This is a genomic window from Coleofasciculus sp. A1-SPW-01, from assembly GCF_040217205.1.
GTDB classification, from domain to species: Bacteria; Cyanobacteriota; Cyanobacteriia; order Cyanobacteriales; family Coleofasciculaceae; genus Coleofasciculus; species Coleofasciculus chthonoplastes_A.
In genome coordinates this window covers 79,244-103,910 of sequence record NZ_JAVJNP010000015.1, presented here as the reverse complement: position 1 = coordinate 103,910, position 24,667 = coordinate 79,244, and the positions used below count along the sequence as shown (strand labels likewise).

The following is a 24,667-nucleotide window of genomic DNA, read 5'->3' as shown; positions in this document are numbered from 1 at the left end:
AAGTCTCCTAAGCTTTACTCTGTAACCTTCTAAATCCGGTATTTCTGAGCTTTTCTTCGAGCTGAGATAGAGGAGTTATTGTTCCTTATTTTATTTGCGTAAGTAATACGCAAAAATACTGATTTTGTCCAAAGTCCAAATGGGGAGAACTTCAGTTTAATATGCGCCCTGAGAGTAAGTAAGCTCATAACTGTGGGAATAAACTTCAAATATCAGTCCAAATGGATCTTCTACATAAACCATCTTGTAGGGTTTTTCACCAGGATAATACTCTCGAATTGGCATTCTCTGTTTACCCCCATGCGCTACTATTTTTTCGACAAGACCTTCAATATCACGATCTTGGACGCAAAAATGAAACGTGCTTGTTTTCCAGTATTCAAAATCTTTGGGTTTTTCGTTGTTTTTAAACTCGAACATCTCTACCCCGATGCGGTCACCGGTAGACATGTGGGCAATTTTAAAGGAACCCCAACCGGTGCCAAATACGTCAATACACATTTGACCTATTGCCGTATCTGACTCTTCTTCGATAACGGTTGGCTTCATGATCAGATACCAACCCATAACCTTGCTGTAAAATTCGACAGCCTTCTCCACATCTGGGACGGAGATTCCAATGTGTGAAAATGTTCTTGGGTAGTTGCTCATAGTATGCCTTCTCTAAAAAATTTAACTCTTCATTTTCTTTATCTTATTACACCGAGCGAAGCCGAGGTGTTCCCTGTTCCCTGTTCCCTGTTCCCTCCCCTCACCACAAAACTTACTCAGCAAACCCTATATAGATATATGTGTTATCGCGTTTGAAAAATGTTTTGAACCATCGCCTTATCTAAACTTGCCGCCACTTGATCCAATTCAGTAATCTCACCAGCACTTAACTGCCATCCCAGCGCACCAATATTCTCTTGTGCCTGTTTCATCGTCTTTGCACCAGGAATAGGCAGAGTGCCTTTACCAATACACCAATTAATCGCAACTTGCGCCATGGTTTTCTCTTTGGAGGAGGCTATTTCTCGTAAACAACCTAAAAGCGGTTGGATTCCGGGTAATAACTGCTTAAATAACAAACGGCGTAACCCTTTCGGTAATGGATCTTTCTCAGAATACTTTCCCGTCAACAATCCTAACGCCAGAGGGCTATAGGCAATCAGTTGAATTCCCAATTGATCACAAACGTCTTTGATACCCAACTCGGTAACAGGATAAGTAGACAAGAGTGAATATTGGACTTGTAACGTAGTGATAGGAACACCTCGCTCTTTAAATTTGGGATAAATTTCTTGAAGTCGTTTTGGTCCATAATTAGAGAGTCCAACACCCTTAACCAGTCCTTTTTCGTAGAGGTCAGCTAGACCATCCAATAGCCGTTCTTCTTGCCACGGTGCATAATTGGCAGTAGACCAATGCATCTGTGCTAAATCAACATTTCGTCCCAATCGTCGCGCAGAGGCTTGACAGGCGGATACCATTGAGCCGCGTGTTAATCGCCAGGGATAGGCGGCTAGCTTGGTGGCAATGCATAGGTTCTCTTGGTTTATACCAGAATAGTCGCTAGAGAATCGTCCCAGGAGTTGCTCACTGCGTCCATTCAGTCTGCCTGTGCCATAAGAATCACCGGTATCAAATAAGGTGATGCCGTTGCTTACACACAGATTAAAGACAGCTTGCAACTCGTCATCCATGCTTTCGTCGTACCCCCAGAGTAGTCGATTTCCCCACGCCCACGTTCCGCAGCCCATGGTAGGAAGGGAGAGTTTTTGGCTAGTCTGCATAATCCTACAGAATGTGATTCAATCTGTGAAATCTGTGTTATCACCAAGATGAAGCAGGAAGTAAGCAGCAAGCCTAGATATGAGCATTTCTGCCTAGACTTGCTGATGTCTTAGGTAACGGTTTAGAACAAATCGCAAAATTCTGCCTTCAAATCCCGCTCCATCAATGCTTCTACAGCCTCTTGGGGCGTAATTTTATGGTTGAGTAGGCGATAAACTTGCCGACAGATGGGGATGGGGATCTGCTCGCGATTGGCAATTTTAACCAATACATTGGCTGTGTTTACCCCTTCCGCCGTACTTTGTAATTCTTCGAGAATTTGCTCCAATTTTTTTCCCTGGGCTAAACCGTAACCGACACGATAATTACGGCTGAGTACACTACTGCAAGTCGCTAGCATATCGCCCAAACCTGATAATCCGAAGAAGGTTTCCGTTTGTCCGCCTAAGTGTGTCCCCACCCGAAGGATTTCAGTTAACGCACGGGTAATCAGGGCAGATTTGGCATTAGTACCCAATTTTAGACCATCACAAACCCCAACCGCGATCGCAATCACGTTTTTCAGCGTTCCTCCCAGTTCGGTGCCAAGGGGATCTGGACTGGTGTACACTCGGAAGAGACTGGACGAAAATACCGTTTGCACTTCCTCAGCGGCTGCCATATCTGTACTCGACACCACTGTGGCGGCGGGAAGTTCTTGCTCAATTTCTTTGGAGAGATTGGGACCGGAGAGTACCACAATCGGATGGTTGGGAAAGTCTGCTTCCCAGATTTGAGAAGGGGTACGAGTTGTCTCTGGGTCTAATCCCTTGGTGGCGGTAATAATTGTCACATAATCCGGCAAACCAATTTCTTGAATCTTAGCCGCCGTCGTCGCCACCCCTTTCATCGGAATTGCGGAGACTAGCATATCAATGTCCGCTAATACCTCTTCTAGAGATTCCTCGCTGCTGCGAGACCACAATCGAACCTGATGATTCTTATGTCTGGCAATTGTTGCCAACGCTTTACCCCAAGCACCAGCGCCGAGAATGGCGAGGGTGGCTTCTGGCGCCGGTCTCCGGTGGGAGTGTGCATGAGCCTGATTGGTTTGTGAGGTTGTATCAGCTTGAGATGAGCTGGATTGAGAATTTGAGAGATTGCTCACCATAGATCTTATATTTTGAACTCAATAATTTTGGTCAAGTTAAGGGTCAAAGGCAAAAGAAGATGATGAGTTCTTTTGCCTTTGCTGATGTGATTAACTCACGGTTTGTGTTTCTTTCTGAGTCGCCATCGCGTAATCGGGAATACAATTGGCTTCCATGAAAGCGCGATAGTCCTCAACTTGGCGATCGCACTCCGCCGAACTCCAACCGCCATATCGAGACAGGGTGTCCGTCAAAACGGGCAAAATATCAAAGCCATAGTTAGTATGCATGGCTAGGCTAGTCCGGCGACGGGCAATATCTACCAACGTCCGTGCAAATTCCGACTGCACCGCATAAATAATCTGGGCTTTAATATCCGGCAAGTTTGGTGTAATCCCTTGTGCCAATTCCGGTTCTTCGTCGGTTAAGGCTAAAATATCCAACGCCTTAGCACCATAGATGTCAAACAGGTGATGGATTGTCGCCAAGGGTAATGTGGTGCGATAGTCTTGCAGCGCTTTTTCTAGACGCGGATCACTGGGTAAAATGGCTCCCGGTAAGAGTTTCTTGTAGGTGGGACAAGGGGGGGCTGATCGTCCCAACTTGCGATATACTTTATTCACCATTTCCTCACCCACTTGGCGATAGGTGGTGATTTTGCCGCCAATGAGAGAAATCAGATTGCTCACACCTTCTGGGGTATGGTCATAGAGAATATGGCTGCGAGTGACGCTTCCAGGTTTCTTCCCTTCTTCATTGGGTAAGGGACGTACCCCAGCATAAGTAAATTTCACATCTTGACGGGACAATTGGGCGGTGGGCAGAATTCGATTGGTTTCAGTGAGTAAATAATCAATTTCCTCGTTGTCTGCCTTAATTGAGTCAAGAGAACCTTGATGTCGCAAATCAGTCGTGCCAATCAGATACATGCCCAACCATGGCACAATAAAAAACGGACGACCATCCGTTTTGGCTTCTACATACAAGGTTGTTTCCGGTGCGCCGGGGAAGGGAGGGACAATGATGTGACTTCCCTTGGTTGGACCAATTTTTTTCTTCTCACCGATGGGCGCTGATTGTCCATTTTTCACCCCAGAGTGACAAACCTGATCCACCCAGGGACCGGCTGTATTTACAACCACGGCGCGATCGCTCCCTTGGACGGTGAATTCTTCGCCAGTTAAGGCATCTTTGCAAGTAATGCTGGTGATGCGACCCTCTTGGCGCTGTAACTGGGTGACTTCTGTATAGTTGAGAACCGTTGCTCCCGCAAGTTCCGCACAGATAATATTCTCTAATGCCAAACGCTCTGCATACGCCACCTGACCGTCATAATACTGCGCTCCACCAACTAAACCATCGGGATCGATATGGCGAAATAGCTGCTTAAACTTCTGTTTGGTCAGCATCCGGTGGGACGGTACAGTTTTCTCGAAGCTCAAGATATCATAGAGCAGCATCCCGGCTTGAATTTTCCAATAGGGACGAGAGCGATCGCTGTAGATCGGAATCGTCAGCATTAGGGGCTTGACTAAGTGGGGGGCTGTATGCAGGAGAATTTCTCGCTCCCGTAACGATTCCCGCACTAGGGCAAATTCAAAATATTCTAAATAGCGCAAGCCACCGTGAACTAATCGCGTTGACCAACTGGTTGTACCGCCGCAGAAGTCAGCCTTCTCCAGCAAAATCGTTTTAAGACCTCGCAGAGCCGCGTCTCTGACGACGCCAGCACCGTTAATGCCACCTCCAATGACAATTAAATCGTAGGTTTGGCTCTGGATGGTTTGAAAATCACGCATGATCCAGTTTGAGTAACATCTAACTTCCACAGTAGTCGCGACGGCGGCAAATTAGTAATCAATAGGGGAGATAAGGGCGACAAGGAGACAAGAGAAGGGAGACAAGGAGGACAAGAAAGTTAATTAAAACTCAACACTTTCTCCCGCTCCCATGCACCCAGACGTGCCGTAGCACGTCTGGAACATCTGCTTAAACAGCTACTGCTTCCTGTTGCTTCGCTGTCTGATGTTTGGTTTTCTCAAACATTTCAAACAAGTGATCTGCCCAGCACTGAATATCGTATTTGGTTACGATGTCATACATTTTCGCCATCCGTTCTTTTTGCTCCTCAGGGGACATCGCCAGCGCTTGCTCAATCGATTCATCCATGCGATCAATGGAGTAAGGGTTGGTCAAAATTGCATCCGGGAGTTCGACGGCTGCACCGACAAACTCGGAGAGGACTAGTACACCTTCTTGTTTCTCGTGAGTGATGATATATTCCTTCGCGACCAGGTTTAAACCATCTCTCAGGGGCGTTGTCCAGCAGATATCTGCGGCTTTGTAGTAACAGAGCAAATCCGGTAAAGGAACGGGTTGGGTATAGAGCATAATCGGTAGCCAGTCTAAGTTCCCATACCGCCCGTTAATTTTTCCAGCTAACTGCTCAATCTGAGTTTGGGCAGTTTTGTAAACCCGCATTCCAGACGCCGACGCCACACAGGTAACCAGCATATTAATTTTGCCATGCAAGTCCGGACGACGCGCTAACAGGCGTCCATAAGCTTCTAGCTTCTCACGAGTGCCTTTCACATAGTCCACTCGTCCGGCTGAGATAATTAACTTGCGATCGCCCAAGCTTTCCTTAATTTCCTCAAACCGTTTTTGAGTTTCTGGCTTATGCAGGATAGATAGAATTTGTTGGGGATTGGCTCCAACCGGGAAGGGATCGAGGTTAACCAACTGATCCTTGTATCGGATCTGGGTGGTCATTTCTGGCTCAGCCAATGCGATTCCCATAGGGGTAATATGCTCAGGTACGGGTTCTTTCTTGACAATTTCCACCGGGCGCAGGCTGCGAGCCACATTGACGAAATTCTCTGAATAGCGCGGAATATGGAAGCCGACGATATCGCAGCAGAGTAAACTATCTGTAATTTCTTCCCGCCAAGGTAAGATATTAAAAATATCCACCGAGGGGAAGGGAGTGTGATGGAAGAACGCAATCCGAGCATTCGGCTTTAGCTGCCGGATGTAGTAGGGTACTAACCATAGATTGTAGTCGTGCACCCAAATTAGAGCATCGTCTGCTGCTTCGTCACAGGCGGCTTCGGCAAATAGGCGGTTAATCGTGTGAAAGTTTTCCCAATCTGAGGTTTCGTAAGTGAAGTGATAGGGGAATGAATGCAGAATGGGCCAAAATGCTTCTTTCGAGGTGATGTGATAGAAATGCTTGACTTGATCGGCGGAGAGGGGAATTCGGCGAACGTTGTAGTTTGCTTCACCTTCCACAACAATCCGCTGTTCAAAGTTAGCTTTCTGCTTAGCATTCACCTGTTTCCAAGCAATCCAGGTGCCTTGATTGACGCCAGCAAAGAAGCTTTTCAGGGTTGGTACAATCCCATTGGGGCTTTTCTTTGCCCGATAATGCACTTTGCCATTTTCCACGACCTCATCATAAGGTTCGCGGTGATAAAGGATAACGAGTGATGATTTCATGCAACTACCTCCAGGTGTTTACCATTAAAATTGGTACAATTCCCGATCCCAATGCAACTTGGATGGGAATATAATTTGATAGCTTCGATAAATTTAGGGTTGTCGAGTGTCCACAGTTATGATTTTCCCTTTTGACTTCCTACTTACTCTAATGAGTATCTACTCAAAAATGACTCAATCGTTGGCTGGAAAACCCAGTCAGTCAATATTATCCTGATGGGAAGTCAAGATTGAACGCATTATATCAAGTCCGGTGAATTGCCCATAATAACAATGCTTTAACCGCAAGGGTTTCGGGCTTTTTTATTAAGGGTGATGGGTCCGGACATCATATTACCCGTGTTACTTATATTACCAACAATGATGTTTTTGAAGGTTGCAATAGATAAGGTCAGGGTTGTAATATCTGAGCGCTGTAGCATTGCCGATATTGGTTTAACCCAGGCTGTTGCTGATTGCAATCCCCTAAAATCCACCGATTTAGAGCGATGGCAACTCGTTGAAACAGATTGGAAGTCATTACTTAGATCGAAAATACTCTCAACAGTCTAGTTTTGATGACGAAACCGCCAATGTACGGACTAAGTTGGCTATGCCATCAAATCCTAGGGGAATTGTGTTCAACCTCGATTAGTATTTGCCGTACTCAGTACTCTGCCCATAGGACTAACGCCGTAGCAGGTTGGCAAGAGTTTACTTGAGCCAAAGCTAACAACAAAACTGGGATACCTCAGAATTCAACAATAGTCTGACATCCAGTGGACAAGGATTCATCACTTACACTCTGGTTATGGATGATATCTGCCACCGGCAGGTTTCCTTATCGAGCAGCTATCTGTAGCTACTATACTATAAAAGTATAAAAAAGTGTAAATTTTAGTAAAATTTAGCAGAATGCTTTGTCACATATCGTTAGCGATGCAGGGAGACGAGGGAGATGAGGAAGCAAATGACGAATGACAAATAACAATTAAACTATTCCCGATCGCAACGCCACCACCGCCGCTTGTACCCGGTCATCTACCGAAAGTTTGTTCATGATCCCGCGTACATGGGTTTTAACGGTATTGGCGCTGAGGTAGAGTTTAGCGGCAATCTCTGGATTACTATTGCCTTCTACGATCAGTTTTAAGACTTCTAGCTCCCGTTGTGACAAATTGGAAACATTGCCTGTGGGAGAAGGGGGAGACAGATGCTTGAGAACTTGACGACCAATTTGAGGATCGAGGTACGTTGCACCTTCAGCCGCCGCTGCGATCGCCTGGAGTAATCGTTCTACACTTGATCCTTTAACACAATAGGCATCAGCACCGCTAGAGAGTGAGGCAATAATTTCGCGATCGGTGGTATGAGAGGTGAGGATGACCACTCTCACCTCCGGGAGTTCCGCTTTAATTTGCTGAGTAGCAGCAATCCCATCTAAACGGGGCAAACCAATATCCATGACCACGATATCAGGTTGGAGTTGTTTGGTCATTTCCACGCCCATGTAGCCATCTTCAGCTTGTCCCACCAGTTCAAGCTGGGGGTTAGTGGATAAGGATTGTTCTAAGCCAAGCTGCATCATGGGATCATCTTCCACAATCACAACTCGCAAAGGTGTGGAACTGGTTGGGGAATTAGTCGGGGAGGGAAGTTCTGAGGACATGGTTCATACCCAAGTAAGGCAGTAATGCGATCGCACTTCCGTATTTTACAAAGAAAGGATGTGTTCTTTTAGATGGATAGCCGGATGCGATCGCGCTAAACATCCCGCAATCCCTTAATCGTTGCTACATCAACCTTTTTGCAAGACGGCAAATCGGAGAATATTTTCTTGAATTAAGAAAGAGTTTATTGTCGGTGATGCCGAGACTGATAGAGAAGACAGCGCAACTACCCATTTTGTATGGATGCGGATTTGCAGCTATCAGTTCTCCTCAGCTACTGGAAGACGATACTGACGAGCAATGTAATAGAAAAAGCGATAGTAATCAGCAAATTGTTCGCTCTCACAGCGTCCCTGCCAGTTGTAGCTTACATTTTCCTGGGTCAGGGTTAGGGTCATCACACTGATATCAGAGTCAACGTCTACCTGAAGTTTACCTGTTTCACCTTGTTCAGTGAAGAAATTTTGAGGTTGAGATGGATTGAGTGGTTGGGATGTACTCTCAGGTGATGGGGTTCCTAGTTGGGCAAATTCTGCCCATCCCCTAATCTCACAGTTGGGATTCTCAGGATCACGAAAGGCTCGACCATCAAGATTGTCAGGTATGGGAAAGGGTATCCAATTGTTGGGATAGAGGAACTCAAAGTTGAAGCGGGAGTTGCGGTAGGTGTTCCAGCTTTCTGGCAAATCCACATTAGTACCCTGGCAGCTTACAAGTAAGACAGCCAGTGGCGCGATTCGAGCAATGAATTTCCAGGTCATTTGTTTTTAGTCATTCGTCTTTAGTCATTCGTCCTTTGTTCATGCATGGTTCATTGTTAATCCTCTTCCCCAGCTTCCCCAGCTTCCCCAGCTCCCCCATCTCCTCCAATCCGCCTGATCGGGCATTAGAACCGGATAATGTAAAGAAATATTACAAAAATGCCGTCATGCTGGCTTAAGGTATTGACAGCCAGTGAAAATGCGGATAATCTGACATACATACCCGGGTAAAACGATTGAAAATAATATGCAAGACAAGCAAAAAGTTACGTTGTATCTCCCACCAGGACTTCATCGCCAGCTCAAAATCCGAGCAGCCGTTGACTCAGACTCAATGTCGGCGATGGTCGAGAGAGCAATCGTATTCTATCTACACCACCCGGAAGTGGTAGACGAGGTAGAAGCATCCTACGGGAATACTCATCGGGTATACAACTGCCCGGAATGTTCTAGCTCAGTTGTTATTCAAGATGGAGATATGGTTGCCCTAAAAAATCAGCCCAGCCTTCTGGATGATGAACTGCCTGTCGAGAAAGTGCGAGAAGAAGTTAAATCCCGTACCGATTCTCAGGGCGAAGAGGAACTTGTTCCTTGTTGATAGTGTTACAAAAACAGCTAACTGCGAGAGTTCTATTAATGATGTTTGGGCAGTGGTTGTGCCGTCTCTAAGTAGGTCGATAGTCATGCAAGAAGAGATAAGTATTCTCATTCAAGCTCAATACCCTCTAATCTACCTGGTGACGTCAGAGGAAGAGCGGACAGAACGGGCAATAGCCATGATTGCTCAAAATAAGAATCAGCAACGGCGCGTATTCGTGTGGACTGTCACCCATGGGATTGTGGAGTATGGTCAATCACGCCACATCACCCAGCACAATACAGTCTCTCCAGAAGCAGCTGTTCAATGGGTTATTCAACAAAAAGAACCTGGTATCTATATATTTAAGGATCTACATCCATTTATTGATTCTCCAGCAACAACCCGATGGCTGCGGGATGCGATCGCGAGCTTCAAGGCGGCTCAGAAGACGATTGTCCTCATGTCTCCCATGCAGCAGGTGCCGATCGAGTTAGAGAAGGAAGTGGTGGTTATCGACTACCCCTTACCGGATTTAACCGAACTCAACCAAGTGCTGTCTCAGCAATTGGAAAAAACCAAAGGGCGTCGCACCACCACGGAAACGCGGGAGAAACTCCTGAAAGCCGCATTAGGTCTGACGCGAGACGAAGCGGAGAAAGTGTATCGCAAAGCCCAAGTTAAAGCTGGGCGTCTCACGGAAGCGGAAGTCGATATTGTGCTTTCTGAGAAAAAACAGCTCATTCGTCGCAATGGTATTTTAGAGTATATTGAAGAGGATGAAACCATTGATGCCATTGGCGGTTTAGAAGAGCTGAAGCGATGGCTGAAACAGCGATCGGGCGCTTTCACTGAACGGGCAAGAGAGTATGGTTTACCCCAACCCAAAGGGATGCTGATTTTGGGAGTACCTGGCTGCGGAAAATCTCTCATTGCCAAAACAACCTCTCGCCTTTGGGGACTACCGCTATTGCGGTTAGATATGGGTCGGGTGTATGATGGTTCTATGGTTGGTCGCTCAGAAGCCAACTTGAGAAATGCCCTAAAAACAGCAGAATCGATTTCACCCGCCATCCTTTTCATCGATGAGCTGGACAAGTCTTTTGCGGGAAGCAGCGGCTCAGCTGACTCCGATGGTGGCACCTCTAGCCGCATCTTTGGTTCCTTCCTAACCTGGATGCAAGAGAAAACATCGCCTGTATTTGTTATGGCGACAGCTAACCGAGTGGAACGGCTACCGGGAGAGTTTCTCCGCAAAGGTCGATTTGACGAAATATTCTTTGTTGACTTACCGAATAAAGAAGAGCGTCAGCAAATATTTAAGATTCATCTGAGTAAGCGGCGTCGAGATATAGAGCGCTTTGATATCGAACAGTTGGCGACAATTTGTGACGGTTTTTCCGGTGCAGAAATTGAGCAAGCCCTCATCGCTGCAATGTACGAGGCATTTGCACAAGACCGGGAATTCACCCAACTGGATATTATAGCGGCGATTAAAGCCACGCTGCCGCTTTCTCGGACAATGACTGAGCAGGTCACAGCCCTGAGGGACTGGGCAAGACAGAGAGCGAGACCTGCTGCAGCCTCCGTTGCTGAATATCAGCGAATGGAGTTCTAAAAGGCTTTCTCCTGCTCCCAACAGGAGGAAAGGCTAGCAAAACTTTGCTAGCAGTTTCAAAAGACGCCGCAATTTAACAGCGGCAGACCCAAGAAAAAAGCTACGTTGTCGTTTGTTTTCTATCTCTACTGGAGGAAATCTAAAATGTCTCACTTTAGCACTCTGCGTACCAAGATCACCGATGCCGAAATCTTAAAGGCTTCTTTGAGCGATCTAGGTATTTCCGTTAAAACGGAAGCTGATGTGCGCGGCTATAACGGTCAACGTGTTCGTTCGGACATCGTTGCTGTTCTCGAAGGCGAGTATGACCTCGGTTGGTCTCGCAATGGCGATGGTTCCTTTGACCTGATCGCTGACCTGTGGGGTGTTGCTAAAAAGCACAACCAAACCGAACTGATCAACTCGATCAACCAGAAGTATGCCGTTAACAAGACCTTAGCAGAGGTCAAGCAACGTGGCTTACAAAATGCCAACGTTAAACTGGTGGTACAAAAATAGTCCATCAAGGCGTTCCCAAGCTTACGGGTTAACCAATTTATTTGGGGTTGACCCGTTTTTTCAAAAGGTTATAGAACAAATGTTCTAGTCTTTTCCATAACATAATAACGGCGGAAAAACCTCTCATCCAGGGAGTTTCTCCGTCGTATTTTTGTATGGGCTTGGTTTTTGCGATCGCGTTCCGAACTGCGGTAGCCTTTTATTGGTGAGGAGATGTACGCAGAGGATCGATAATCATGGTAAACACAAAAATCCGAGTATTAGCTCGTGTCGTCGCGCATCCGGGGAAGGAAGAGAAACTCAAAGCACTGTTGTTAGAAATCGTTGAAGCGACGCGCAAGGAACCCGGTTGTATCACTTACGAGTTATTACAAAGTCCGGCGATTCCCACGGAGTTTGCCTTTGTCGCAGAATGGGAAAGTGAGCAAGCGTGGAGAGTACATTTGGACTCGGCTCACATTCAGCAGGCGTTTTTAGAAGGGGAAGAGTTGTTCGCTTCACCGCCAGATATTCGTCATTATGTCTTATTAGCTTAATCGTTCTGATTCGGGTAGGGAATGATTGATTAAGTTATACAGTAGAAAAAAACTGGGTGATCAGGATACCAAATCTCTACTGTATATTGACTTACAAAAAAGCGTATGTTTGAAGATAATTTAAGATCTTCTGAAGGGGCAAAGTATAGTAAACTTGACGAACTGTTAGCAGCAGGGCAGTGGCGAGAAGCAGACCAGGAAACGTTTACGATTATCTTGGAAATTACGGGTGCGGATAAACGCGGCTATTTAACGAATCAAGATATTCAGCAATTTCCTTGTCAGGAACTTCGGGCGATTGATCAACTGTGGGTTAAGTATAGCAGTGGTAAATTTGGTTTTAGTGTTCAGAAGCGGATTTATGAGCAATCAGGAAAGGATTTGATGGCATTTGCTGATCAGATTGGCTGGCGGGTATCTAATCGGTGGCAAAGTTACAATGAGCTGATATTTAATCAGAATGCACCAATAGGACATCTCCCTGGCGGTGGAGTCGTGGGATGGTTGGCGTGGGGAGATCTTCGTGATGATTTGTTTTCTCGTGTTAGTGCGTGCAATCTTTAGTATAAATGTCACTATCCAAGCTAGATCCCCGACTTCTTTAAGAAGTCGGGGATCTGTGTACCTCGCTTACGAATGGAAATTCTGACTAATGCACATCAGTGCATATAAACTCAAACTTTTCCTATCCCGCCGCTGTTTTATTCTCCACCGATGCCTTAACCTGCGCCATAATTTCCTCCATCTGACTCACTAATTTCTTTGCCTCTTCTAGATTTTCCTGGTGGGCGTGATCATTGAGTTGACATGCTAAATCTGACATCGATTCCACCGCCACAGACGCACTAGAACCCTTAAGTTGATGTGCTTTGTTTGCCAAAATTACCCAGTCTTTATCCGCCAATGCTTGCTGGACTTGGGAGAGAAACGTTGACCCATCATTAATAAATCCTTTGACTAATTCCAACTGAAACTCTGGATCACCGCCAGAAATTTCTGATAATGCACTCCAATCCACGGGATCTGTAGTCGTTTCAGCCGTATTTTGGCTATCTATCTGTTTGCTAGATTTCGCCTTATTTTCCTTGACCACTAATGACCATCGCTGTAACATGACTTTCAGTTCTTTCACCATTACTGGTTTACTCAGATAGTCATCCATTCCCGCCGCGATACATTTATCGCGATCCCCTGGCATGGCATAAGCGGTCATACCAATTACAATCGTATGGTGGTTTGTACCTTCTCGTTGCCGTAAAGTTTGCGTGGCTTTATAGCCATCCATCACCGGCATTTGACAATCCATTAACACAATGTCATAGTCATTCTCTGCCAATTTTTCCAGGGCTTTTTCACCATTTTCCGCAGAATCCCACTGATGACCCAGGAGGCGGACTTGATGCTGGACTAATTTCAGGTTAATTGGCGTATCTTCCACTAACAAAAGAGTTAGCGACTGCTTTGGTTCTGTTTCCCCTTTCAATTTCGATGTCTTTGCTGCCAACTCAGCAACCTCTTGTTGAAAATCCCATCCTTTGCTGGGTAGTTCCTCTTTTAGGGAGGTGGTATTTAGGTCGATATGTCCTTTTAGTTGCTCAAGGAGTTTCTCTAACTCTCCAATTAGTTTAGCGCTACTCTCGGCATTTTTTGTTCTCGCCTCATGTCGCAGTTGTTCCGCCACATCGGGCATGGTTTGCACGGCGACGGAGGAACTGGCACCTTTGAGTTGGTGGGCTTTATTGGTAACCATAACCCAGTCTTTATCAGCTAATGCCTGTTTTGCTTGGTTAATAAAACTTGCGCCTTCTTTAATAAAGCCTTGGACTAACTCTAGTTGAAAGGCAGGATCACCTTCGGAGATTTCTTTGAGACGCTTCCAGTCCACGACATTAGAGAGTAGACTACTCGTGGATTGAGCCGGAGAGGGACGTTCGGGTTTGGGAGAGACGCCTTTGACCACGGATGACCATCGTTCTAATACGGGTGCTAAGTTTTTCACCATGACTGGCTTACTCAGATAGTCATCCATTCCTGCAGCTAGACATTTTTCGCGATCGCCTTGCATGGCGTAAGCAGTCATGCCAATCACGATAGTATGGCGGTCTGTGCCTTCTCGCTCCCGTAAGGTTCGGACTGCTTGGTAGCCATCCATTACGGGCATCTGACAATCCATTAACACGATGTCGTAGTCATTTTTTGCGATTTTGTCAAGGGCTTCTTGACCATTTTCTGCCGACTCTGATTCATGACCCAAGAGTTGCACCTGATGGCGTACCAATTTCAGGTTAATCGGCGTATCTTCCACCAAGAGAATTTTTAGACAAGTGGATTGGGGTGCGGGTTGAGAGGGGTCAGGGATAGCCGATTGGGTACTGAACAGGGTGGCGGGAATCTCAGCCGCCAGGATTTTCTGTAACGATTCCAGCAATTGAGATTCTTTTACGGGTTTAACTAAATAATCGGCAAACCCGCTTTTCAGCAAGGGTTGGGCGGAATCCCCGGCGTGCATCGAGGTCATTAGGACTAACTTGGTTTTTGCCCAATCCGGTTCAGCCAGAATCAACCGTCCTAGGGTTGACCCATCGATTTTGGGCATTTTCATATCCAGTAGCGCCACATCATAGGGTTTACCCGCTTCGGCAGAGGCTTGCATGGCATTGAGGGCAATAATACCATTATCAGCTTCATCGACTTCCATACCCCTGGCTTCTAACTGATACTTGACAATTTGGCGATTAATCGGGCGGTCATCGACGATTAATACCCGTTTTCCTTGCAGGGATTCGGGGGAAATGGGTAAATTGCTAAATATGCGATCGCTCTCATTCTCCTCAGTACCCACCGGTACTTTACCAAAGGTAATTGTAAACCAGAACGTCGAACCCACACCCAGTTGACTCTCGACGCCAATCTCACCCCCCATCATTTCTACCAGTTGCTTACAAATCGCTAAACCTAAACCTGTTCCTCCATATTTGCGGGTGGTCGAGGAATCGACTTGAGAGAAGGCTTGGAAGAGTTTACTTTTATCCTCTGGGTTAATACCAATCCCTGTATCCCGCACAGCAAATCGTAGTTGAAGCTTGTCCTGCTCCTCTAACTCTTGGTGAACTGACACCCGAATCACCACTTCACCGGACTCGGTAAATTTAATCGAATTACTCACCAAATTGGTACAAATTTGACGCAATCGCCCCACATCTCCCATCAGTCGTCGCGGTACATCCGTATCGACTAACAGCGCTAATTCTAAATCCTTGGCTTCGGCTTGGGGAGAACACAAATCTAAGACATCTTCCAACGACCGATTAATGTTCAACTCATCAACATCGAGGCGCATTTCTCCGGCTTCGAGTTTGGAGAAGTCGAGAATATCATTAATTACGCCCAGTAAATGTTCACCACTGACTTGCAAGGTTTTGACAAAATCCAGTTGGCGGGGATTAAGATCCGTGGTTAACAGTAATTCACTCATTCCCAACACGCCATTCATTGGCGTGCGGATTTCATGGCTCATATTTGCTAAGAATTGAGCTTTTGCCCGGGCGGCTTCGACGGCGGCTTCTCGCGCTTCTACCAGTTTATTTTCATACTCTTTTCGTTCAGTCACATCCCGGTTCACCCCAATCGCGGCGATGGGTCTACCTAGGTCATCCCGCAACGGCACAACCACGGTTTCGCAAACCCCTTTATTGCCATCTTTTCGGATAAATTCAATCTCCCGTGTCCAGCGTCCTTCATGGAGTAAACTATCCAGCATTTGTTGCGTTAGGGCGGTGGCTTCATCGGGTTGATAAACCATGCCACAGGTTTGACCTAATACTTCGGTTTTTTCATAGCCAAAAATACGTTCTGCTGCTGGGTTCCAGTCCAGGATATGACCATTCAAATCGGTGACAATAACACCATCATAAATGGTTTCAAACATTAACGCTTGACGGCGCAATGCCTCATCTGCCCGTTTGCGAGCCGAAATGTCTTGGACTAAACAAACAATTCCCTGAATCCTGTCGGATGAATTTTTCATCACTGAGGCGGTAACAGATACGGGAACAGAAGTACCTGTTTTCGTAAAGAAGGTGGTTTCGTATCGACCCAGAAAGCCACTTTGTTGAGAATCATTTGCCTGTAAATGAGCTAAAAAATTATCTTCTTTAAAGAAACGCTCTAAGGGTTGGTCGCGCAGTTCTTTGGGAGAATATCCGGATAAAAATAATGTGGCTTCATTAAAGCTTTCAACTCTAATATTTTTATTCAGGACAATGAGTCCATCACTCAACGAACTGATAATATTATCGAGATAGGATTTAGATACCGTCGTTTCTTGGAGCTGTTTACTCATCTGGTTAAAGGTATCGGCTAAGACACTTAGCTCGTCCTTGGTTTGTACCTCAACATAGGTATCGAAGTCCCCTGCACCAATTTTTGCGGCAGCTTCTTTGAGTTTAACAATCGGCTTGGTCACGCGATCGGCTAAAACGATCCCGAAAATAATTGATACGGCAACAACTCCAGTAATTGCTGTGAGGTTAATAATCAGTGAGTAGGTTGAACTGCGATTTGCGGTTTGATTTTCTTCTTCTAGAGTATTCGTATGAAAGGTAATGGCTTGATCAACAACGGCTAAAAATTGGTCTTCCGCATTCTCTAACGCTTGCCGTTTTGCCAAAATATCAGTGCGTCGGAAGTTGGTGTCATCTAAGGCTAAAATTTCCTGGCTGATTTCTGCCAATAGCAGCTTACTAACTTTCAATTCCCGATAAAAGCTTTGAGCTTGAGGGTTATTGGCAAAGGACTGAAATTCGGCTAAATACTGATCCAGAGCTGCAACCGATTGTTGGAAGTCAACTTTGGCTTGTTTTTCCGGTTCTTCGTCTTGAGATGTTGGCGAGGTGGTGGTCGATTTTCCTTCGATCACAGCATAACTATAGGCTTTATTGGTTAACCGTAAGGAGGCTGCCTTAATCTGATTTAATGCCACCAGTTGACGGGTTGTACCCTCGGTAATTCGATTAAAATTATCATCAACATTTTTCTTTGTTTGAATTGTAATAATTCCCAAAACAGCGACCAGCGATGCCACCCCTAGAAAGCCTGAGATAAATTTGGTCTTCAGTTTCATAGCCGTCTCCCGTCACTATTTTATCCTTCGGATATTTATCAGAACATTCCGGATCATCAGGTAACACAGTCTGACAAACTTTTGGCAGAAGATTAATGTCACCTGAATGGGACGTTCTCTTATACTGTAGCCGACACAGATGCAGACGAAAAGAGGAAAATTTTTGAATAAAAATTAAGTAAAGGATGGGTGAATTTTTATTTGTGCCGATTAAAATTATTGTCTTTGGGTCGAGGCGGGTTTAGCGACAAGATTAGGGTAAGTAGTCGGACTTTCATTAAAGTTAACGGTTGAGATGAGGCAACAGGGAACAGAAAAAAGTAAGGATTTGAGGGATTGACAAATACCGTAGTTGTATTGTATAGTTACTTCATAATGGGAAAATGTGCCGACCTATAGGGTCTAATTTACGATTCTGCTCGGATCAGGAATCAGGCTAATTGTTCAAACTTTGAGCGAAAGTATTGTATTGGTAAAAATAAGCCTCAAGCCAGCAAAGAGACGGATGCGATCGCGCTTTTATTGAACCGATTCGGGGAACGTAGAATTGAGGCGACAGCGTACTATATATATTGTCTCAAAAGCGGGTTGGAGGAAAATAATCCTATTGGAGGGATTGACAGATGCGGTAGTTTTCCCTTAGGCTTATTTCATAATGGGAAAATGTGCCGACCTGTAGGGTCTGATTTCAGATTCTGCTTCCATCAGTAGTTAAGCTAATTATCCTAACTGGAATAGTGCTGACTTAAGCGAAATATTGCAAATTCGCAGACCAGTAAATAAATGTCTTATCTTTAGGTTCAAGTAAGAATGGAACTTACTGGCTAACTCTTTAAACCCGTTTTAACGGGTTTAAGCTTTGAGCCAGAACTTTAGTTCTAGGCTTAAGTCAGCGCTCTCCTTCATAGAGAATTGCGATAACGAACAGTTGATTGCAGCAAAAAACCTATCCCCATTAATAGTAGTGGGATAGAAAACGCGGGTTCTGGAACGGATTTAGGTTCTACGCCAGCATCCTGGAGCGCAGCGTATGCATAGTCTCCCCATAAAGCATGACCTTGAGCCGTTGGATGGATGTCATCCCAGAATAAGTACTCATCGGGGTTAGAACATACACCCAATTCAGTTAAGCAAGGCTCAGTCACATTGGTAAAACCAAATTCATCAGGCTGGGTGATAACCTCTTGAAACAGAGACGCCAGATCAAACGGTATGATGTTTATATCATCATAGGTGAGACGCAAATCATCGAACATTGTCGTTAAACCCGCGTTATGTTCCGCACTCACTTGGGTGAGTTCCGCTGCTTCTCCCTGTATAATCGCTCGGGGCGTTTTGCCCAAATCGGGCAAGTTAGGAATGAAGAAATTACGAGCGCCAGCGTCCGCTAAAGCCGTCACCCCAGTAAATAAATTGTTGATGGGTTCAGTACTATCGCGAAGCCCACCCTTACTATAATCATTATTACCTGCCCATACAATATAAAGGGCGTCAGGATTAGCCGATGTTTGAGCAACATTCAGGTCATTAATAAAACCGTTAATCTCGGTGAGAACTCCTACGCCTAACTCAGGAAAGACATTACCCAATCCTGTCTGAGCGCCACCAAAGGCAAAGTTAACGCTATTAGTTGCGGTAGCACCACCGAAATTAAAATTGACCGCTGGTGGGATTGATGGAATGATTGGTTCTCCCACCGTTAATTCAGTCGATGGAATCAAATCAACTCCCAATTCCGATGTGAGAATGTCTATCCAGTTGTAGCCATTAGAAAAACGTCCTTCAAAGTAAGGTGGACTAGGGGTAATCGGTACGGGTAAACCTGACGAGTTGGCGGCTGAAGTCACATTGAAGACATTGCCGGGATCAGCGGAGCTATCGCTAAACACATAAATCTGATTGAATTGGATTGCCTCAGCACTTAGCGGGTACAATAAAGATAAAAGGGAAAATCCTGTAGCTATTGCGGTAATTTTCATCATTTTAATTTCACACTCCTGTCACGACTCTTATATACCGAATTTACATAAAATGATCATCTAAAGAATAAGTTGTATTGAATCTTTATCTTATTATTTTTTGTAAATATTTATTAGTGTAAAGACTCATTAATTGTGTTCTAATGAAACAGGTAGGTCAATAGCAGTGATAGCAGAAGGCAGGAAACACAAGTCAAAAGGGTTCTGAGGGAACAGGGAGCAGGTATCAGCACTGCAATGATACTCTTTGGGAAAGCTTGGCGGTTTCTCAAACTTAATAAGGCAATAAAGACTGGCAATGAAATCATTTGAACAGGGGTTGATTGAGCAGCAACCCATTAACCAAGGACTGCTGCAAACGATTCGCCTGATTGGAGAGTATAAGGGAAAGCAAGAGTTATTCAAAGAACAAGCGCCCCAAGTTCTGGAAACGCTGCGCCAAGCAGCGGTTATTCAGAGTACAGAGTCTTCTAACCGGATTGAAGGGATTACGGTACCGTTGGAGCGGATTAAGAAACTGGTGACGGAAAAAACAACGCCACGAGATCGCTCGGAACAGGAAATTGCTGGGTATCGGGATGTTCTAACGACGATTCACACGAGCTATGCCCATATCCCTTTTACGCCTAATATTGTTTTACAATTTCATCGTGACCTTTACCAGTTTGCGGTCAATACAGGTGGGCGCTGGAAAACGGTAGATAACGAAATTAGTGCTACCTATCCGGATGGAACTAAAGTGGTGCGGTTTCGACCCATTCCAGCTTATGCCACACCTGAAGCCATGGAACGTTTGCATGAGCAGTTTAATCGCTGTTGGCACTCGGGTGCGATCGAACCGTTATTACTCATTCCTACCTATATCCTAGATTTTTTGTGCATTCACCCGTTTTTAGATGGGAATGGGCGAATGGCAAGGTTGATTACCCTATTGCTGCTTTATAAAGCGGGTTATGAGGTGGGGCGATTTATTAGCTTAGAGCGGATTGTCGAGAGAACGAAGGAAAGTTACTATGATACGCTATACCAGTCTTCCCAAGATTGGCATGAAGGACAGCATAACTTATTACCATGGTGGGAATATTTTTTGGGAGTGATGGTGCTGTCGGCGTATCGGGAGTTTGAGACAAGGGTAGGGGTGGTTACGTCTACGAGGGGAACGAAAACGGCAATGGTGTTGGATGTGATTAACAATCTGCCCAAAGAATTTTCGATTCGAGAGTTGCAGGAGCGATGTCCAACGGTGGGGATTGATTTGATTCGTCGTATCTTGCGTCGGGAGCGGGATGCTGGACGTTTGACTTGTCAGGGGCGTGGGGTGGATGCGCGTTGGCAGAAGCAATAGGTACAAGGTACAGTTCTCTGTAGGGGCGGGTTTTACCATTATCGTTTTTTACCTAACCCAGATGTAACTAAACCCGCCCCGACTGAATGCAGTTTGACTTTTTATAGCAAATTTTAACCGATGTCAGAAGATAATCTCATTGGACTAGCAGAACTAATTGAGCAAGTTAAGCGAGAACTGCTTGCAACCTCCCCTGATCAGGAGACAGATATCCCATTTATGAGCGTCGATTCCGTTGAACTCGAGCTACAGGTGATGGTGAAGAAGGAAGGAAAGAGTGGGGTGAAAATCTACGTCCTGGAATTAGCAGGGGGAGGTAGTCGGGATGATGTGCAGAAGGTGAAGGTTACGCTCTCTCCCCTTGTGAATAAGGAGACATTGCTAGGACTCTACCGAAAACGTCACCCAGAGCGAATGCAGGAGTTTGTGGATAAGAGTATTGAAGCTCTTACTAAAAATATCGATGATGGTAGTACTCTAGGTGACCAATTCTAAGTAGGGGTGACCAAGCAAACCCGTGGAACTCTTTGAGCTATATCTGTCTCCCAACCAGCATCCCACTCGATTTAGAGCGATCGTGACTCAATCTCCTGCTAGTGAAGGGGAAACCGAGTCATCCCTACCCTTTTTTGAGGGAGAAAACGACTGGCGAACTACCCTGATCAAGACTCTGGAATCTACCAGCTTCAATCCTAAAAATTTCCCCAAGCTGGGAGAACAGGATTGGATGGTTAAAGTGGGAATCCTGACGAGCGATCGCTCTGCTTTTGACCCCCATAGGCTCAAAACGATTGGGCGATCGCTCTACCAGGCACTTTTTCCTCCTGGTAGTAAAGTAGAGAAGGCATTGCAGTCAGCCCTGCGGGTTGCTGAGGGCAAAAATACCCAACTGCATATCCAGTTTAAGTTTGAAGCAGATTCGGTGCAGCGCTTGAGGCTGGCAGATTATCCCTGGGAATTGATCCATGACGGGCAACGATTTTTAGCCCATTACCAGGTTACGTTTTCTCGCTATATTGCCCATGACACCGTTCCGCCTAATTTACCGCCAGTTGAACAAATGAATGTCTTGCTGGTTTCATCGGCTGCTTTCGATCCTGACGAAGGATTGAAACAACTTTCTACCCAAGAACAGCAAGCCATTTATCAGGGACTCCAGAATGCCCAACAAACAGGACATATTCGCCTGTTTAAACTCGAACGTGCTACCCAGAATCAGCTACGAGCCTATTTAACCGAACATCGGGGAGCAGAAGCTCCTCATGTATTACATTTTGATGGTCATGGTCTATTTGGTAAACGTTGTCTAAATGAGCAGTGTGGCACGATCCATAAAGGAATCAAAGCTGATCGATGCCGAGTGTGCAATACAGCCTTACCTGAAGCCCAAGGGTACATGGTTTTTGAGGATGAGCAGGGTCAACCCGATTATGTTAGTGCCAAAGAACTGGGCGCGATGTTGCATCTGTCAAGCTTTACAGATAGCGATCGCCAATCTTCAAGGGTAGCCTTAACGGTACTCAGTGCTTGTCAATCTGGAATGGCAGTCGCCGGAGACTCTGTATTTAATGGCACAGCTCAAAATTTGATCGGTCACCGGATACCTGCGGTGGTAGCCATGCAGTATTCCGTTAGTGTTCAGAGTGCAACCAAGTTTGCCGAGCAGTTTTATCGCTCTCTGGGACAGAAAAACTCTCTGGCAATAGCGGTAAGTCAGGGACGAGAAGCAATGGGGGCTGAAGGCAATCAGTGGTATCGTCCGGTTCTCTACTTGCGCTGGCAAGATAATCAAGGTGGACAGCTATTTGCTGCGTCCAATACTATCGCTTCGCCGATCGCGTTAACATCTAATCCGGTGGATCAGTTGGTTGCACCACCTCCGTTGCCAACACCACCATTACCAGGGTTAGTTAAACCAGTTCACCCAGTCTGGCTCAGTGGTTTGAGTCTCCGGACTATACTAACAATCAGTCTAATGGTAACGGGTACGTTGATTGGGTTACGCTTTTTTGGTCAGTTGGAATGGTTGGAATTAAAAGCGTTTGACCACCTGATGCAACTCCGAGGGGATGAAGGTGTGGATTCACGCTTGTTAATTGTCGAAATTACTGACAATGATATTCTGGCGCAAAATAGTCGTCAGGAGAAAGGACAAGGAACGTTGGCAGATCCGTCGCTCAACCGCCTTCTGGACAGGCTAGAGCCGCATAAACCTCGATTAATTGGTTTGGATTTATATCGTGACTTTCCTGCTGATCCCACTGTGCCAGGGTTAGTGGAAAATATGGGACAAAACCACTTTTATGCAGTCTGTAAAGTACCTGAAACCGACCAGCACGGTAAAAAAATTGCACCGGGTATTGATCCACCCAAGGAATTAGCACCAGAACGTATTGGTTTCAGCGATTTTGTCGTAGACATTGACAATACCGTGCGTCGGCATCTTATGGCTTTAGAACCCTTACCCGGTTCGGCTTGTCGGACAGAACGCTCGTTTAGCTTGTTGCTGGCACATCGTTATTTGCAATTAGAGCCGGGAAAAAACAGCGAGTATCACAATCCGTTCCGATCGGGGAAGAATCTGCAACTGGGTGGTATCCTCTTCCAAAAACTACAACCCTTTACTGGCGGTTATCAGGATGTGAATGCTGATGGTTTTCAAGTGTTGCTGAATTACCGTGCTACGGGTTCTGGAGCAGCAAATGTGGCTAAACGCTTGACCCTGGAACAAGTTTTAAATAATCAATTTGATCCAGAAGATGTGCATGACAAAATTGTTTTGATTGGTGTAACGGCGACTCAAGGGATTCACGATAATTGGTCTACACCCTATGGTACGATTCCTGGCATCATCGTACATGCTCAGATGATCAGTCAAATTCTCAGTGCTGTACTCGATAGCCGACCTCTCTTACAAGTCTGGTCACAGTATATAGAAATTCTCTGGATTGGCGGCTGGTCTTTCGTCGGCGGTATTTTGGCAGGCTATATGCGATCGCCCAAGCACTTGGGAATCGCCACAGGCGGCGGAGTTCTCGTATTATATTTGACTTGCTTGATCAGTTTAACAGTTGGTAATCTTTGGATACCATTGATTCCATCGGCACTGGCTTTAGTCGGTACCAGTGGAATCGTCAAATATATGGCTTTCCTATCCCGCGATCGCACCGCACGTCTACCTCACCAATCATGACGAAACTGAAGTTAGCGACTAAGGTAATTCTCCCTTTAGTCTTAGTCTCCATCCTGACTAACCTACTGGTTTTTATTCCACCGACTCAAGCACAATCACAGCGTCGCTCAGGGTTGATTGCCAAAATCAAACGGTTTTTCTTGGGTACTCGTTCTGGAGGAACCCCAACGGGACGTCACCGAGGCGGAGCCGTGCGCGATCGCTGTCCTAATGTTGATCAACCTCTAACCGCTTTGGTTCCGGCGACTGATGCTGGAATACCCTTTGTCGAGCCAACTATTTCTGAACGTCCGTCCTTTTGGTTTTATGTTCCCTATTTTCCCCGATCCCAGCGTAATGCTGAGTTTGTTTTGATTGATGAAAATGAGGATGATGTCTATGCTACGACGTTTCCCTTGACCCAACCATCAGGAATCGTCAGCCTGCAACTGCCCCAAACGATACCACCGCTAAAAGAAGGTGAGCAGTACCGTTGGGTGTTTTCTGTAATTTGTAACCCAGCTAATCGCTCGGCTGATGCAACGGTTAACGGTTGGATCGAGCGAGTTCCTGTCAATCTTGCCTTGAGTAATCAGTTACAAACAGCCACCGATAAAGCCTTGCTCTTTGTCTATGCCGATCAAGGATTGTGGTATGAAACACTCACCCTTTTAGCTCAGCTTCAACGCACCCATCCTCAGCAGCAGGAGCTACAGGATGACTGGCAGGATTTATTGCAAACTATTGGCTTACCTGAGACTATTTCACCGTCTTGGACTACCTATTCTCTACCCAATTAATCTGGACAAAATGGCTCTTTCAGACTAACTATGATAAATTACTAGCCAAAATGCCAATTAAGCAGAACCCTTCTTCTAAAATTATCAAAATTATTGGTACTAGAAGGGCGGGTTTAGTCAAGTTAAGCTGTTCGGCATTTAAACCTTAATGTCAATAATGGCGAAAGCAGTGTAGTGCGAGCATCTTGCTCGCTACTAATACCCAA

At 45.6% G+C, this 24,667-nt stretch carries 18 protein-coding genes; 9 read left to right on the top strand and 9 right to left on the bottom strand.

All coding sequences use genetic code 11. The features are described from left to right. Positions 1 to 156 precede the first annotated feature (156 nt). The 7 genes from RH949_RS03075 to RH949_RS03045 all read right to left on the bottom strand — a co-directional run bounded on the left by RH949_RS03075 (position 157) and on the right by RH949_RS03045 (position 8,814). A complete protein-coding gene (locus RH949_RS03075) occupies positions 157 to 651 on the bottom strand; it encodes a lactoylglutathione lyase family protein (protein WP_044206187.1) in 495 nt (164 codons plus the stop codon). 143 nt (positions 652 to 794) lie between these two features. Further along, on the bottom strand, positions 795 to 1,775 hold the full coding sequence (locus tag RH949_RS03070) for an aldo/keto reductase (protein ID WP_446351881.1): 981 nt from the start codon (positions 1,773 to 1,775) through the stop codon (positions 795 to 797). Between the two features lie 122 nt (positions 1,776 to 1,897). Further along, the gene (locus tag RH949_RS03065) at positions 1,898 to 2,926 is read right to left on the bottom strand and encodes an NAD(P)H-dependent glycerol-3-phosphate dehydrogenase (RefSeq protein WP_446351880.1); all 1,029 of its coding nucleotides are present in this window, start codon (positions 2,924 to 2,926) and stop codon (positions 1,898 to 1,900) included. Positions 2,927 to 3,016: 90 nt separating this feature from the next. Continuing rightward, entirely contained in the window at positions 3,017 to 4,705 is a 1,689-nt protein-coding gene (gene glpD / locus RH949_RS03060) for a glycerol-3-phosphate dehydrogenase (protein WP_446351879.1), read from the bottom strand. Between the two features lie 190 nt (positions 4,706 to 4,895). Beyond that, positions 4,896 to 6,404, bottom strand: coding sequence for a glucosylglycerol-phosphate synthase (gene ggpS, locus RH949_RS03055; RefSeq protein ID WP_446347267.1), 1,509 nt, complete (start codon positions 6,402 to 6,404; stop codon positions 4,896 to 4,898). A gap of 970 nt (positions 6,405 to 7,374) precedes the next feature. After that, a complete protein-coding gene (locus tag RH949_RS03050; RefSeq protein WP_006100047.1) occupies positions 7,375 to 8,052 on the bottom strand; it encodes a response regulator in 678 nt (225 codons plus the stop codon). A 261-nt stretch (positions 8,053 to 8,313) separates the two neighbouring features. Continuing rightward, complete coding sequence (locus RH949_RS03045; RefSeq protein WP_063712005.1) at positions 8,314 to 8,814, bottom strand: hypothetical protein; 501 nt, start codon at positions 8,812 to 8,814, stop codon at positions 8,314 to 8,316. 247 nt (positions 8,815 to 9,061) lie between these two features. On the opposite strand from RH949_RS03045, the gene RH949_RS03040 reads away from it, so the two are divergent. The 5 genes from RH949_RS03040 to RH949_RS03020 all read left to right on the top strand — a co-directional run bounded on the left by RH949_RS03040 (position 9,062) and on the right by RH949_RS03020 (position 12,607). After that, positions 9,062 to 9,412: a hypothetical protein gene (locus tag RH949_RS03040; protein WP_044206195.1), complete on the top strand. Its 351-nt coding sequence runs from the start codon at positions 9,062 to 9,064 to the stop codon at positions 9,410 to 9,412. Positions 9,413 to 9,497: 85 nt separating this feature from the next. Next, positions 9,498 to 11,009 carry a stress-responsive protein Ycf46 gene (gene ycf46, locus RH949_RS03035; RefSeq protein WP_006100306.1) on the top strand — a complete coding sequence of 504 codons (1,512 nt, stop codon included), beginning with the start codon at positions 9,498 to 9,500 and terminating at the stop codon, positions 11,007 to 11,009. A 144-nt stretch (positions 11,010 to 11,153) separates the two neighbouring features. Continuing rightward, positions 11,154 to 11,507 carry a DUF1257 domain-containing protein gene (locus RH949_RS03030; RefSeq protein ID WP_006100016.1) on the top strand — a complete coding sequence of 118 codons (354 nt, stop codon included), beginning with the start codon at positions 11,154 to 11,156 and terminating at the stop codon, positions 11,505 to 11,507. A 236-nt stretch (positions 11,508 to 11,743) separates the two neighbouring features. Beyond that, on the top strand, positions 11,744 to 12,043 hold the full coding sequence (locus RH949_RS03025; RefSeq protein WP_006100285.1) for a putative quinol monooxygenase: 300 nt from the start codon (positions 11,744 to 11,746) through the stop codon (positions 12,041 to 12,043). A gap of 105 nt (positions 12,044 to 12,148) precedes the next feature. Continuing rightward, on the top strand, positions 12,149 to 12,607 hold the full coding sequence (locus RH949_RS03020) for a GUN4 domain-containing protein (RefSeq protein ID WP_006100372.1): 459 nt from the start codon (positions 12,149 to 12,151) through the stop codon (positions 12,605 to 12,607). Positions 12,608 to 12,728: 121 nt separating this feature from the next. On the opposite strand, the gene RH949_RS03015 is transcribed toward RH949_RS03020, so the two are convergent. Both RH949_RS03015 and RH949_RS03010 read right to left on the bottom strand, forming a co-directional pair. Next, positions 12,729 to 17,165: a response regulator gene (locus RH949_RS03015; RefSeq protein ID WP_446351878.1), complete on the bottom strand. Its 4,437-nt coding sequence runs from the start codon at positions 17,163 to 17,165 to the stop codon at positions 12,729 to 12,731. Between the two features lie 902 nt (positions 17,166 to 18,067). Then, a complete protein-coding gene (locus RH949_RS03010; RefSeq protein ID WP_446351877.1) occupies positions 18,068 to 19,147 on the bottom strand; it encodes an SGNH/GDSL hydrolase family protein in 1,080 nt (359 codons plus the stop codon). Between the two features lie 295 nt (positions 19,148 to 19,442). Between RH949_RS03010 and RH949_RS03005 the strand changes: the two genes are divergently transcribed. The 4 genes from RH949_RS03005 (at position 19,443) to RH949_RS02990 (ending at position 24,461) form a co-directional block, all read left to right on the top strand. Then, entirely contained in the window at positions 19,443 to 20,489 is a 1,047-nt protein-coding gene (locus tag RH949_RS03005; RefSeq protein WP_044206199.1) for a Fic family protein, read from the top strand. Between the two features lie 120 nt (positions 20,490 to 20,609). Continuing rightward, complete coding sequence (locus RH949_RS03000) at positions 20,610 to 20,984, top strand: trypco2 family protein (RefSeq protein WP_446351876.1); 375 nt, start codon at positions 20,610 to 20,612, stop codon at positions 20,982 to 20,984. 22 nt (positions 20,985 to 21,006) lie between these two features. After that, positions 21,007 to 23,682, top strand: a complete 2,676-nt coding sequence (locus RH949_RS02995; RefSeq protein WP_446351875.1) for a CHASE2 domain-containing protein — start codon at positions 21,007 to 21,009, stop codon at positions 23,680 to 23,682. Next, positions 23,679 to 24,461, top strand: a complete 783-nt coding sequence (locus RH949_RS02990) for a DUF928 domain-containing protein (protein ID WP_446351874.1) — start codon at positions 23,679 to 23,681, stop codon at positions 24,459 to 24,461. The genes RH949_RS02995 and RH949_RS02990 overlap by 4 nt, the downstream gene beginning before the upstream one ends. Positions 24,462 to 24,667 lie beyond the last annotated feature (206 nt).

What these genes read in the sequence shown, in the direction of transcription:
- RH949_RS02990 (WP_446351874.1), top strand. Translation starts at nt 23,679, where the DNA reads ATGACGAAACTGAAGTTAGCGACTAAGGTAATTCTCCCTTTAGTCTTA.
- RH949_RS03015 (WP_446351878.1), bottom strand. Translation starts at nt 17,165, where the DNA reads ATGAAACTGAAGACCAAATTTATCTCAGGCTTTCTAGGGGTGGCATCG.
- RH949_RS03010 (WP_446351877.1), bottom strand. Translation starts at nt 19,147, where the DNA reads ATGATGAAAATTACCGCAATAGCTACAGGATTTTCCCTTTTATCTTTA.
- RH949_RS03075 (WP_044206187.1), bottom strand. Translation starts at nt 651, where the DNA reads ATGAGCAACTACCCAAGAACATTTTCACACATTGGAATCTCCGTCCCA.
- RH949_RS03005 (WP_044206199.1), top strand. Translation starts at nt 19,443, where the DNA reads ATGAAATCATTTGAACAGGGGTTGATTGAGCAGCAACCCATTAACCAA.
- RH949_RS03000 (WP_446351876.1), top strand. Translation starts at nt 20,610, where the DNA reads ATGTCAGAAGATAATCTCATTGGACTAGCAGAACTAATTGAGCAAGTT.
- RH949_RS03030 (WP_006100016.1), top strand. Translation starts at nt 11,154, where the DNA reads ATGTCTCACTTTAGCACTCTGCGTACCAAGATCACCGATGCCGAAATC.
- RH949_RS03040 (WP_044206195.1), top strand. Translation starts at nt 9,062, where the DNA reads ATGCAAGACAAGCAAAAAGTTACGTTGTATCTCCCACCAGGACTTCAT.
- RH949_RS03045 (WP_063712005.1), bottom strand. Translation starts at nt 8,814, where the DNA reads ATGACCTGGAAATTCATTGCTCGAATCGCGCCACTGGCTGTCTTACTT.
- RH949_RS03050 (WP_006100047.1), bottom strand. Translation starts at nt 8,052, where the DNA reads ATGTCCTCAGAACTTCCCTCCCCGACTAATTCCCCAACCAGTTCCACA.
- ggpS (WP_446347267.1), bottom strand. Translation starts at nt 6,404, where the DNA reads ATGAAATCATCACTCGTTATCCTTTATCACCGCGAACCTTATGATGAG.
- ycf46 (WP_006100306.1), top strand. Translation starts at nt 9,498, where the DNA reads ATGCAAGAAGAGATAAGTATTCTCATTCAAGCTCAATACCCTCTAATC.
- RH949_RS03065 (WP_446351880.1), bottom strand. Translation starts at nt 2,926, where the DNA reads ATGGTGAGCAATCTCTCAAATTCTCAATCCAGCTCATCTCAAGCTGAT.
- RH949_RS03020 (WP_006100372.1), top strand. Translation starts at nt 12,149, where the DNA reads ATGTTTGAAGATAATTTAAGATCTTCTGAAGGGGCAAAGTATAGTAAA.
- glpD (WP_446351879.1), bottom strand. Translation starts at nt 4,705, where the DNA reads ATGCGTGATTTTCAAACCATCCAGAGCCAAACCTACGATTTAATTGTC.
- RH949_RS03025 (WP_006100285.1), top strand. Translation starts at nt 11,744, where the DNA reads ATGGTAAACACAAAAATCCGAGTATTAGCTCGTGTCGTCGCGCATCCG.
- RH949_RS03070 (WP_446351881.1), bottom strand. Translation starts at nt 1,775, where the DNA reads ATGCAGACTAGCCAAAAACTCTCCCTTCCTACCATGGGCTGCGGAACG.